We start from the raw sequence: 11132 nt of genomic DNA, 5'->3' as shown, positions 1-11132 counted from the left end.
TTTTTTTAAGTTCTTGAGCGACTTCTTTATTCATTTTAGGTGAGGCATCGTTATCACTTTGAAACACAAGTCCTTTAAGTTTTCTATCTGCAATCCATGTATCTGGTTTACCTTTAGCATCTGCTTTTCTTTTCGCTTCATCTTGTGTTTTATCTTTGCTACATGCTGTTACGAATAAAATGACTGCAATCATTAAGATGAGCATAGATTTTCTAAACATGTACATTCTCCTTAATATAGTGATGTATCCAGCTTCTTATCTGCGAATTTATTAATAATGACGACAGCGATAAGTCCTATTACGCCTTGTAATAGACCAATAGCAATTGCGTAACTGAAATCGCCTTGCTCAATACCAGTACGAATAACAAATGTATCAAGTATTTCCGAAACGTTAGCGTTACCTGGTGTTTTGAGTAGGTAGATTTGATCGAACCCTGCTTTTAAAATATCGCCTAGAGAAATGATGAATAAGATAACAATTGTTGGCGTTAACATAGGTAAGGTAATATGTATAATTTGTTTGAAACGATTCGCGCCATCAATTGCAGCTGATTCATAAATTTCAGGATTAATACTCATAATTGCTGCAAAATAAATAATGGAATCCCAACCTACATTCTTCCAAATATAACTAGAAAACATGATGGTGTGGAAATACTCAGGATTCATCATAAAGTAAGTCGACCCGTCGCCACCAAATTGATGGATCAGTTGATTCATAAGTCCATCATCAGGAGCGAGTAATTTCTTGAAAATACCGATGACCACAACCCATGATAAAAAGTGAGGAATATAAAGCACACCTTGAAATAGACCTCTGATCTTACCTAATTTAGAATCTTTAATTTCGTTAAACATAATGGCTAAAATAATTGGAAATGGTAGAGCTAAAATCAATTTCATGCCACTTATAATTAGCGTATTCATAATAATTTGAATACAGCGAGGGTCAGAGAAAAATCGTTTGAAATAGTATAGTCCTTTCCAATCACCGCCGATGATACCAGTATCGAAGCGGAAATCTTTGAATGCCAGAACAAGACTTGTCATTGGAATATAGTTGAAAATCAAGAAAAAGAGTAAACAAGGTAAAATCATTAAGTAAAGTACTTTATGTTCCCACATTCTTTTTAACAAAGGTTTTTGATGAGTGGATTGAAGGCTTTGTATTTTGATTTTACTCACGATAAAACCTCCTCTTGTACTCTTTCGCCTGAATCAGAATCGAAAAAGTGTGCATCTTTAGTTTTTATACCGAAGGAAACTGTTTGGCCTAATTCGAAATCCAAATTACTATCTACAGCTGCTACAATTTTATGTTCGTTGTGATGACAGTGAAGTAATTTGTATGAACCCGTTAACTCAACCAAATCTACAGTAAATTGAGACAGTTGGATTGGATAATGACTTATTTCATTATCTTCAACAAGATGTAAGTCTTCAGGTCGTATGCCAAGTCTATATTGTGCATGTGATGCAAGTTGAAGTGATGAAGCATCAGCCACTTTTTGTCCATCGAAGTACCAAGCATCCATGTGATAGGTCATTGGAATCATATTCATTGATGGGCTACCAATAAAAGTGGCAACAAATTCATTGACAGGATGACGATAAATTTCTTCAGGTGTACCGATTTGTTGTATTTCGCCTTGATTTAAAATCACAATACGTGATGCCATTGTCATTGCTTCAGTTTGGTCGTGTGTCACGTAAATCGTCGTTGCTTTCATTTGTTTATGTATTTTTATGATTTCACTTCTCATATTACTTCGTAATTTAGCGTCTAAATTAGAAAGTGGTTCATCCATGAGAAAGATTTGAGCTTCTCTGACGATAGCTCTCCCAAGTGCCACACGTTGACGTTGTCCCCCAGATAAAGCTTTAGGTTTACGGTCGAGAAGGTTTTCAATTTCTAATATTTGAGCTGCATGTTGAATTTTTTCGTCGTAAATTTTCTTTTTGATTCCTCGCATTTTTAAGCCAAAAGCTAAATTTTTATAAACTGTCATATGTGGATATAAGGCATAGTTTTGAAAGACCATAGCAATATTACGATCTTTAGGTTGTAGATCGTTGATCACTTTATCGTTGATACTAATTGTTCCCTTGCTCACATCTTCAAGTCCTGCAATCATCCGTAACGTTGTTGATTTCCCACATCCCGAAGGTCCTACAAATACTACAAATTCATTGTCCTCAATATCTAGATTGAAATCTTTAACTGCGTGACTACCATTGTCGTAAACTTTGTTTAAATCCTTGATTTGTATCATGTCTTTGCTCCTTTGAAGATTTAATCACAAGTTCAGTATAAGTAATCACTATTAAAGTAAACTTTTTTCAAATTTAAGTTTTCGTAAATCAAAATTTTTTGTTTGTAAATTTCCAAAAATAAAAAGACTAAAAACGTTGATAGGACAACATTTTCAGTCTTTTATTAACAAAAATGAAAACAAAGAAATTAATATAAGCTAAATATTATTAACATTGAGATTATAAATCGTATTTATTTAAAAACGCCGATTTGAATATACTAAATAAACCACTAAAATCATTGTTGAATCACAATCATTTCAGTGGTTAGGTCAATTGTTATTTAATTTAAAATTCCAACCGCGCTTATTTATACGGCGAGTTGTTTCTTCAATATTAACGTTGATAAAACAATGCAGAAGGCACCGCCTATAATGCCGGCAATAATATCTGTAGGATAATGAACGCCTAAATACACTCTAGAAGTTGAAATTAATAAAATGAAAAGCGCGCATAAACCGATTAACACGCCCTTAGAGATACCAGAATCGTGACGGTTAATTACATATATAGCACTTCCGAAGAAAGAGGTTGATCCCATTGCATGGCCGCTTGGAAAACTGAATCCTGAAATATCAATTAAACGTAAGAGTGTTGGACGTTCTCTATCGAAGATATTTTTCAAAACGGGATTAAGTACACTTGATAATCCCATTGCAATGACGAAAAATAATGTTTCGATTTGATAGCGTTTAAGCATTAAATATGCGACTAATGTAAGAGATAAACATAACATTGCCCACACTTCACCTAGTTTTGTCGCACCAAGCATAATAGATGTGGTGATAAAACTTTCTGACGAATAAATAAATTCATACACTTCATTATCAATCCACTTTCCAAGACGCGATTCATGGAAAAAGGCGATAATCCCGAATATAAGTGTAAAGACAATGAGTAACGAAATGCGTGTCCAACGATTCATGCCTGGTGCCTCCTACTTGTTTAATGCATCATGTACAATTTTATCAAATAAATCTTCTTTCGTGTAACTTTCTTTATATGTTTTCATTTGATTAATAATAGCTTCGCGATTGGATTCTATATCATTTAATTCTTGTATTAACCCAACTTGAGTGAGTTTATCTTCAAGGATATGACGACCGTAACCTTTAGATTCAAAGTTCTTAGCGTTATCAATTTGGTCTCCACGAGATTGATCTAAACCTAATGGTATTAATAGCATAGGTATTCTTAAAGTTAAGAACTCATAAATCGCATTTGCTCCTGCACGACTTACTACCGTATCTGTAATAGCAAGTAAATCGGTTAAGTCATCTGTAACAAATTCATATTGGACGTAGCCCTCTTTATTAATAGAATCATCGACTAAACCTTTACCAGTTAAATGAATAATTTGATATTCGTGAAGTAAAGATTCTAAATTTTCACGGATTGTTTCATTAAGTTTTTTACTTCCAAGACTTCCACCCATGATAAGTAAAACTTTCTTGTTTGAGTTGAAGCCAGTTAATTGATAACCACGGTCTTTGTTGCCTTGTTTTAAATCTTCTCGAACAGTTGCACCTACGAAATCAGCTTTTTCTTTCGGAAGATAGTTAAGTGTATCTTCAAACGTTGTATAAATTTTCTTAGCGAATTTCAGTGCAATTTTATTGGCTAAACCTGGTGTTAAATCTGATTCATGGATAATGGTTGGGATATTTAATGAGCGTGCAGCGATGACGACTGGAACGCTGACGAAACCACCCTTAGAGAATAGTAAATCAGGCTTTTGTTGTTTGAGTATTTTACGTGCGTCTAAGATTCCTTTCAATACTTTGAAAACATCTTTCGCATTTTCAAATGATAAATAGCGACGCAATTTACCACTAGAAATCGGATAATATTTTATATCTGGGATTTGAGACTCAATCATCTCTCTTTCAATCCCTTGTTTAGACCCGATATAAAACGCTTCGTGTCCCTTTTCTATAGCAGTGGGAATAAGACTTAGGTTCACTGAAACGTGTCCTACTGTTCCGCCACCGGTAAATGCAATTTTAGACATAAATGACAACCTCTATTCTTATATGTTTTTATAATATGCGTAAAATGGTGCTCCTCTATTAAATGGATGGTAATCAATTTCAGCTTCGCCTACTTTAGTAAAACCAAATTTCTCAAATAGATTTTGAGCGGGTTTATTTAACGCAAATGTGTCTGTGAGAATCACATGAATGCCATGTTCTTCTGTTAATTCGACTGCAAATTGGAAAAGTTCCGTCGCAGCCCCTTTATAATCTTTAGATCCAGCTAATCGATGAATCACATATGCACCTTCTCGATTTACTGGCCATTCAATGTCATCATACCACTCTGATTGATTTTGGTCGATAACAATAAATCCGCAAATTTTATCGTCTACATCTAATACGTAAAGTGTTTCGGTTTCAATGTCTTCTTCAAAGTGTTCAGTTACAGGATATTTATCATCCCACTGATTATGGTTGAATTCTTTCATTTTTTCTTTAGCTTCATCAACAAGTTGCTCAATAACAGGTAAATCTTTTTTAGTTGCTAATCTGATCATCTTACCAAAACACCTCTTTTTTTAAATATTAAATAAAAATGAAACGCCTCATTTCTTATATAATTTAACAAATGAGGCGTATTTTAAACTTACAATTTTCAGAAAAGTCTTTTGCATTTTGCAATCGTATAAGACTGGGACAATGAAAATAATTCTACAAAATTATACCTCTGTCCCGGTCCGCTCAGTACTACGCTTGCGTCAGTCACTTTTCACAAAGTAATATAAATTCTATTTTAGCTTATCTAGTAATTTGTCTAATACTGTATCGTGTTTGTTGGACTTTTCAACTAATTCTTGGGTGAATTTGTCGTTTGTCTTTTTATCAAATTGACCAGTAACATCTAGATGATTGTCTTGTTGGAATGATTTAATTGCAGATTCTAAATCTGAATCAAATTTATTGGACTCATTATCTACTTTATAACCTAAAGCAGTCAGTCCAATTTTCATAGTTTTAACATTTTTATTGTCGTCACCCAACTGATATGTCTTATTATTTGGAATCACGTTAAGAGATTGATATTTAGGTGTCGGTATTTTCACATCTGGTTGAATCCCTTTACCATGAATATAATGGTCATCTGGCGTTAACCATTTCATTTCTGTGTATTTCAGTAATGAACCATCATCGAATTCACGAGTTGTTTGAACAATTCCTTTACCAAATGTTTTTGAGCCATAGACTTTTGCTTTATGATAATCTTTCATCGCACCTGTAAATACTTCAGAGGCACTTGCCGAACCTTCATTAACTAAGATTGACACGTCCATATCTTTAGCTTGTTTCAATGCATCGTTAGAAGTCTTAAGTTGCTCTTTGTCGTCACCTTTTTCCAGTTGTACTACAGTTTTGCCTTTATCTATGAAAATGTTAGCCATTTTGACAGCTTCATCAAGTAAACCACCAGGATTATTACGTAAATCTAGGACGATTTTACGTACACCTTGTTTATGCGCTTTAATAATTGCAGATTTTAACTCTCCTGATGTGTTACTTTGGAATTTATTAATCGTCATTACGCCAACGTTGCCTTTTTTCTCATATTCGACACTTTTAACATGAATCGTACCACGTTTGATTTTAATGTCTTTTTCTTGAGAACCACGTTTTATTGTTAAAGTAACGGTTGTACCTTTTTTACCTCTCACTAATTTAACGACTTCATCGAGAGGTTTGCCTACAACGGATTTACCATTCACTTTGGTTACCACGTCTTTAGGGCGAATGCCTGCTTTTTCAGCTGGCGAATCTTTCATAGGGCTAGTAATACTGATTTGATCATTTTTCTTCTGCATTTCAGCGCCTATACCGACGAAATCTCCTGACACACCCTCATTAAATTGCTTTGTTTCATCTGCTGTCATGTATTCTGAATAAGGATCTTTTAATTCCTTGACCATTCCATCAATGGCTGATTGTGTCAATTTATCTGAACTTTGTTTCTTGTAATAGTCTTTATTTAATGTTTTATATACATATTCTATCTTTTTTAAGTCGGCACGTTGATCTTTGGTAAGGCCGCTTACTTTATGGCTAATCAATATTGTCGCTGCAACGGTTATTCCAGCTGTTAATATAATGACTGCCAGAAGTAGTAATATGAGTTGCCATAATTTTAGTTTCACTTGTTTGTTTTTACCGTGAGGCGACGAATTGTTTCCATCACCATGGTGTGATTCTACGTTGTGTCCTAAATATTCACTCACTATATCACATCCCTTATATTTGCTAAATTTAACGTATACTCTATGTAATTTGTAGAACTTCATTTTCAGAAAATGAATTATAATAGATGGCGTCATTACCATTATTCAATAACTGAAGTTAAGATTCATGAGTCGGAAGACGTATTCTTAAATTATAAAATTAAATGATTCAACGCAATCAATTCAATTATACGTCCTTATGACGCGCAAAATAAGCACAAATGTGGGAGTGAATCAGATTCAATACTAAAAGTTGAATTCATCAATTCACTCCCGCCATAGCTTAATCATTCATTTGTTGCGTGTTAAAATTTTAACCATTCAGTATATTCTTCGTATAAATCGTCAAAGACAGACATAGGCACAGTAAATTCGCTTTGCGTTTCAATGTATTCAGAAAGTACATTAAAGTCATCTTCATGTTTCGGAAACGCGAGATCATCGAATATTTGTTCAGCCAATTTGCCTTTGTCGTCCTTACGTCCTCGAACAGTCATTACAAATTGATAGAATGAGTAATTTTTAACCATTAGCTTACAGTCACATCAATGACTTCTGTTTCACCTTTAACTACTGCTTCTACATCTTCTAAATGTAGTGATTCCGTTTGATCTGAGTTTGTAATAATGATTGGTGAAATTACAGATTTAGCATTATTTTTAATATATTCTAAATCAAAACGGATAAGTGGGTCGCCTACATTGACTGTATCTCCGCTTTCAACAAGCACTTTAAAGCCTTCTCCGTCGAGTTGAACAGTGTCTAAACCGATATGAACTAATAATTCTAAACCATTATCTGCCTTTAAACCGACAGCGTGCTTTGTAGGGAATACGTTATCGACTTTACCTTCAATCGGTGACACGACTTCTCCCTCTGTAGGGTTAATGCCGAAACCTTCGCCCATCATTTTTTGTGCGAAGACAGGATCTGGAATGTCTTCAATTTTGACATATTCACCTGTTAAAGGTGCATAAATTTTAATATTCTTATTTACTTCTTTGCCTTTACCAAATAATTTCTTAAACATATAGTTGTTCACTCCTATTTTTCAAAGTGTGGAATTAAATCACCGTATCCAAGTTCTTCTAACTTCTCATATGGAATAAATTGGATAGCAGCTGAGTTGATACAATAACGTAATCCGCCAGTTTCTTTAGGACCATCATTAAATACGTGTCCTAAATGGCTATTCGCATCTTCGGAACGTACTTCAGTTCTAATCATACCAAAAGATTTATCGACAAGTTCAACAATTTCATCATCGTCTAAAGCTTTAGAGAAACTTGGCCAACCACAATTGGATTCAAATTTCTCTTCTGATGTAAATAAAGGTTTGCCTGATAACTTATCGACATAAATGCCTTTATCAAAGTGATTCCAATACTCGTTTTGAAATGGAGGTTCTGTACCGTTTTCTTGAGTAACAAGATACTCCATATCATTCAATTCATCTTTGCTTTTTTTAATCATTTTGTGACCCCCAATGTGATTCTATAAATGCCTTTCTGCCAGATCCACGTTGGTATTGTTCGTAATGCATAGGATTTTTCTTATAATAATCTTGATGATACGTTTCAGCAGGATAAAAGTTTTTATATGGTTTAATCGGTGTGATGACAGGTTTATTAAAAATGCCTTGCTCATTAATTTGTTGTTTCTTTAACTCTGCTGCCTTTTTCTGTTCTTCATCATGATAAAAGATGACAGGTTGATAACTTTCCCCTCTATCAAAGAATTGTCCACCATCGTCAGTAGGATCAAAAGTTTTGAAATACACATCTAGTATATTTTCAAAGGAAGTAATTTCAGAATCGTATTCGATTTGTACGGCTTCGACATGCCCCGTTTGATTTGTACATACTTGTTCGTATGTTGGGTTCTCGACATGACCACCACTGTATCCTGAAACGACAGATTTTATTCCTGGATAAGATGAAAATGGTTTAACCATACACCAGAAACAACCTCCTGCTAATGTTGCATATGCCATCATATTACCTCCTTATGTTGTCTCTTTTTTAATAATTTACGCTATACGTCATTGAATTTAAAGTGTTTTACTCAACATTGTATATCTAAGTTGGAGCGTTAAGGGTCTCAAGGAATTAGTCTCTTAAAACGATGAGTCCAATGGCACCTTGTCCTGTATGCGTCGAAATGACTGGTGTAGTGACATTAACGTCGAATTGATTAAAATGAAATGCTTCACTGAATGATTTTTTAACTTTATCCACGAATTCTATAACATTGGCATGTGGAATCCCAATAGATTTAATTCGATGATTTTTAGTAAATTCTGCAACTTCCTTTTTCAAATATTGAACGCTTGAATTTTGTGTTCTGGAATTATGAACAAGTTCTAATCTACCATCGTTTAATGTACCAATGGGTTTAATTTTCATGATATTACCAATTAAACCTTTCGTTTTACTAATACGGCCACCTTTAATTAATTGATTGAGTTGACCAATGACAACAAATAATTGGATATTCTCACGTAGTTGTTTGACGCTTTCGATGATGTCAGATGTTGGTGTACCCTTTTCAATTAAATCAACAATATGCTGAATTTGATAACCTAAGCCATAGGAGATGGATTTCGAATCGATGACTGTGATGTTACTACCTTCGACCATGTGGCTCGCTTGAAGAGCTGTATTGAATGTGCCACTTAAACCTGATGACATATGGATACTAATGACCTCAACATCTTCTTTGGCGAGTTCTTCGTATTTCTCGATAAATCTACCAATAGGAGGTTGACTTGTCTTGACGTCAGCATCTGCTTCTATATATTCAATATATTCCTTAGAGGTAATATCGACTTGGTCTGTATAATCCTTGCCGTTAACTGTAATGCTTAATGGTATGACATGAATGTTGTGTTCAGACAAATACTCGTGTGGTAAGTCAGAGGTTGAGTCTGTGACAATAATTTGTTTAGTCATAATTCCCCTCCTATTGGTTACTTCTTCGCACTAAATGTAAAAACGTATGCGGAATCGTATTTTTATCATCTAACTGACCTTCGACGGAAGAATCGACTTCCCATTCTTCGAAAGTATAGGGTGGGAAGAATGTGTCGCCTTGAAACTTTCCATCAACGACTGTGATGTACATGTCATCTACTTTATCTATCATTTCCTCAAAAAGTGTTTGTCCACCGAATATAAAAACTTGGCCAGGAAGGTTATAAATATCATCAATTGAGTGAATGACATCTACACCTTCATGTTGAAATGATGGGTTATTCGTAAGTACAACATTACGTCTATTAGGCAAAGGTTTGCCGATTGAATCAAATGTTTTTCTTCCCATAACTAGAGTATGCCCTGTTGATAACTTTTTAACATGTTTCAAATCACTTGGTAAGTGCCAAGGTAATTGGTTCTTGTAACCGATAACTCTTTGTTTATCATGTGCGACGAGGATTGATAAAGTCATCGTCCTCCCCCTTTCTCATTATGAATTGCTAGTGAATCATTGTTAGTAAAATTAAACTGCAATAGGTGCTTTGATCGCAGGATGTGATTCATAATCAACGACTTCTAAATCTTCATAATTAATATCGAAAATAGATTTGTCTGTATTAATCTTCAGTGTCGGTGCTTGATAACTTTCTCGTGCGAGTTGCGTCTCAATTGCATCAATATGATTAGAATAAATGTGCGCATCACCAAACGTATGAATGAATTCTCCTACTTCAAGATGACATTCTTTCGCAATTAAATGTGTAAGTAATGCGTAGCTTGCAATATTAAATGGTACACCTAAGAAAATATCTGCACTACGTTGGTATAACTGACAACTCAACTTGCCATCTTGTACGTAAAACTGAAACATTGTATGACATGGTGGTAAGGCCATTGTATCGATTTCTGTAGGATTCCAAGCAGACACAATATGACGTCGAGAATTAGGGTTTGTCTTAATTTGATCAATCACTGTTTTAAGTTGGTCAAAATGACGACCGTCTTTGTCTTCCCAATCTCTCCATTGTTTACCGTATACATTACCTAAATCACCATATTGACGTGCGAAATCGTCATCATTCAGTATACGTTGTTTAAATTTTTTCATTTCTTCCTTATACAGTTCATTAAATTCAGGATCTTGTTGAGAACGATGACCAAAGTCCGTCATATCTGGTCCTTGATAGTCGTTGGATTGAATATAATTTTCAAAGGCCCATTCATTCCAAATATTATTATTATATTTAAGTAAATATTGAATATTTGTATCACCTTTAATAAACCATAACAATTCAGTGGCTATTAATTTGAATGAAACCTTCTTAGTTGTGAGTAATGGAAACCCCTTTGAAAGGTCAAATCTGAGTTGATGTCCGAATTTAGAAATTGTACCTGTATGTGTACGATCATCACGTTGGTTTCCTATTTCTAATACTTCTTCGCATAAGCTATGATATGCTTCATCGAATGGATTATGCATGTGTACAGCTCCTTTATGTGAATAACGTTTTTAAAAATGAATTATGATAAATGATATTACTGAATATTATACTAGAAAACGTTAACTGTTTATAGGGAGAGCCATTTAAGATTACAAA

13 protein-coding genes and 1 pseudogene are annotated in these 11132 nt (G+C 34.3%); all 14 read right to left on the bottom strand.

Translation table 11 applies throughout. The features are described 5' to 3' along the window. Positions 1 to 220 (bottom strand): annotated as a pseudogene (locus tag HMPREF2580_RS06515) (ABC transporter); the annotation flags it as partial. Positions 221 to 231: 11 nt separating this feature from the next. After that, the gene (locus tag HMPREF2580_RS06510) at positions 232 to 1188 is read right to left on the bottom strand and encodes an ABC transporter permease (protein WP_070831343.1); all 957 of its coding nucleotides are present in this window, start codon (positions 1186 to 1188) and stop codon (positions 232 to 234) included. Further along, entirely contained in the window at positions 1185 to 2276 is a 1092-nt protein-coding gene (locus HMPREF2580_RS06505) for an ABC transporter ATP-binding protein (RefSeq protein WP_002442876.1), read from the bottom strand. The genes HMPREF2580_RS06510 and HMPREF2580_RS06505 overlap by 4 nt, the downstream gene beginning before the upstream one ends. Positions 2277 to 2626: 350 nt before the next feature. Then, positions 2627 to 3241 carry a phosphatase PAP2 family protein gene (locus HMPREF2580_RS06500; RefSeq protein ID WP_070831341.1) on the bottom strand — a complete coding sequence of 205 codons (615 nt, stop codon included), beginning with the start codon at positions 3239 to 3241 and terminating at the stop codon, positions 2627 to 2629. Positions 3242 to 3253: 12 nt separating this feature from the next. Continuing rightward, positions 3254 to 4327: an undecaprenyldiphospho-muramoylpentapeptide beta-N-acetylglucosaminyltransferase gene (locus HMPREF2580_RS06495; protein WP_070831337.1), complete on the bottom strand. Its 1074-nt coding sequence runs from the start codon at positions 4325 to 4327 to the stop codon at positions 3254 to 3256. An 18-nt stretch (positions 4328 to 4345) separates the two neighbouring features. Next, positions 4346 to 4849, bottom strand: coding sequence for a GNAT family N-acetyltransferase (locus HMPREF2580_RS06490; RefSeq protein ID WP_002442879.1), 504 nt, complete (start codon positions 4847 to 4849; stop codon positions 4346 to 4348). A 231-nt stretch (positions 4850 to 5080) separates the two neighbouring features. Beyond that, positions 5081 to 6661 carry a S41 family peptidase gene (locus tag HMPREF2580_RS06485; RefSeq protein WP_256326426.1) on the bottom strand — a complete coding sequence of 527 codons (1581 nt, stop codon included), beginning with the start codon at positions 6659 to 6661 and terminating at the stop codon, positions 5081 to 5083. 203 nt (positions 6662 to 6864) lie between these two features. Beyond that, complete coding sequence (locus HMPREF2580_RS06480) at positions 6865 to 7089, bottom strand: YozE family protein (protein ID WP_070831331.1); 225 nt, start codon at positions 7087 to 7089, stop codon at positions 6865 to 6867. Further along, on the bottom strand, positions 7089 to 7589 hold the full coding sequence (locus HMPREF2580_RS06475; protein WP_002442884.1) for a PTS sugar transporter subunit IIA: 501 nt from the start codon (positions 7587 to 7589) through the stop codon (positions 7089 to 7091). The genes HMPREF2580_RS06480 and HMPREF2580_RS06475 overlap by 1 nt, the downstream gene beginning before the upstream one ends. Positions 7590 to 7603: 14 nt before the next feature. Next, positions 7604 to 8032, bottom strand: a complete 429-nt coding sequence (gene msrB, locus HMPREF2580_RS06470) for a peptide-methionine (R)-S-oxide reductase MsrB (protein ID WP_070831328.1) — start codon at positions 8030 to 8032, stop codon at positions 7604 to 7606. After that, complete coding sequence (msrA, locus tag HMPREF2580_RS06465) at positions 8025 to 8552, bottom strand: peptide-methionine (S)-S-oxide reductase MsrA (RefSeq protein ID WP_037541445.1); 528 nt, start codon at positions 8550 to 8552, stop codon at positions 8025 to 8027. Before msrA ends, msrB begins: the two co-directional genes overlap by 8 nt. Before the next feature lie 115 nt (positions 8553 to 8667). Further along, entirely contained in the window at positions 8668 to 9510 is an 843-nt protein-coding gene (locus HMPREF2580_RS06460) for a DegV family protein (RefSeq protein ID WP_070831325.1), read from the bottom strand. A 10-nt stretch (positions 9511 to 9520) separates the two neighbouring features. Continuing rightward, on the bottom strand, positions 9521 to 10006 hold the full coding sequence (locus HMPREF2580_RS06455) for a dihydrofolate reductase (protein WP_002442893.1): 486 nt from the start codon (positions 10004 to 10006) through the stop codon (positions 9521 to 9523). Between the two features lie 51 nt (positions 10007 to 10057). Next, on the bottom strand, positions 10058 to 11014 hold the full coding sequence (locus HMPREF2580_RS06450) for a thymidylate synthase (protein ID WP_002442894.1): 957 nt from the start codon (positions 11012 to 11014) through the stop codon (positions 10058 to 10060). Between the last annotated feature and the right edge of the window lie 118 nt (positions 11015 to 11132).

It is taken from the genome of Staphylococcus sp. HMSC036D05 (genome assembly GCF_001836225.1).
GTDB lineage: Bacteria > Bacillota > Bacilli > Staphylococcales > Staphylococcaceae > Staphylococcus > Staphylococcus caprae.
This window is presented reverse-complemented; position numbering and strand designations above follow the sequence as displayed.

What these genes read in the sequence shown, in the direction of transcription:
- HMPREF2580_RS06460 (WP_070831325.1), bottom strand. Translation starts at nt 9,510, where the DNA reads ATGACTAAACAAATTATTGTCACAGACTCAACCTCTGACTTACCACAC.
- msrA (WP_037541445.1), bottom strand. Translation starts at nt 8,552, where the DNA reads ATGGCATATGCAACATTAGCAGGAGGTTGTTTCTGGTGTATGGTTAAA.
- HMPREF2580_RS06455 (WP_002442893.1), bottom strand. Translation starts at nt 10,006, where the DNA reads ATGACTTTATCAATCCTCGTCGCACATGATAAACAAAGAGTTATCGGT.
- HMPREF2580_RS06450 (WP_002442894.1), bottom strand. Translation starts at nt 11,014, where the DNA reads ATGCATAATCCATTCGATGAAGCATATCATAGCTTATGCGAAGAAGTA.
- HMPREF2580_RS06475 (WP_002442884.1), bottom strand. Translation starts at nt 7,589, where the DNA reads ATGTTTAAGAAATTATTTGGTAAAGGCAAAGAAGTAAATAAGAATATT.
- msrB (WP_070831328.1), bottom strand. Translation starts at nt 8,032, where the DNA reads ATGATTAAAAAAAGCAAAGATGAATTGAATGATATGGAGTATCTTGTT.
- HMPREF2580_RS06495 (WP_070831337.1), bottom strand. Translation starts at nt 4,327, where the DNA reads ATGTCTAAAATTGCATTTACCGGTGGCGGAACAGTAGGACACGTTTCA.
- HMPREF2580_RS06500 (WP_070831341.1), bottom strand. Translation starts at nt 3,241, where the DNA reads ATGAATCGTTGGACACGCATTTCGTTACTCATTGTCTTTACACTTATA.
- HMPREF2580_RS06490 (WP_002442879.1), bottom strand. Translation starts at nt 4,849, where the DNA reads ATGATCAGATTAGCAACTAAAAAAGATTTACCTGTTATTGAGCAACTT.
- HMPREF2580_RS06505 (WP_002442876.1), bottom strand. Translation starts at nt 2,276, where the DNA reads ATGATACAAATCAAGGATTTAAACAAAGTTTACGACAATGGTAGTCAC.
- HMPREF2580_RS06480 (WP_070831331.1), bottom strand. Translation starts at nt 7,089, where the DNA reads ATGGTTAAAAATTACTCATTCTATCAATTTGTAATGACTGTTCGAGGA.
- HMPREF2580_RS06485 (WP_256326426.1), bottom strand. Translation starts at nt 6,661, where the DNA reads ATGGTAATGACGCCATCTATTATAATTCATTTTCTGAAAATGAAGTTC.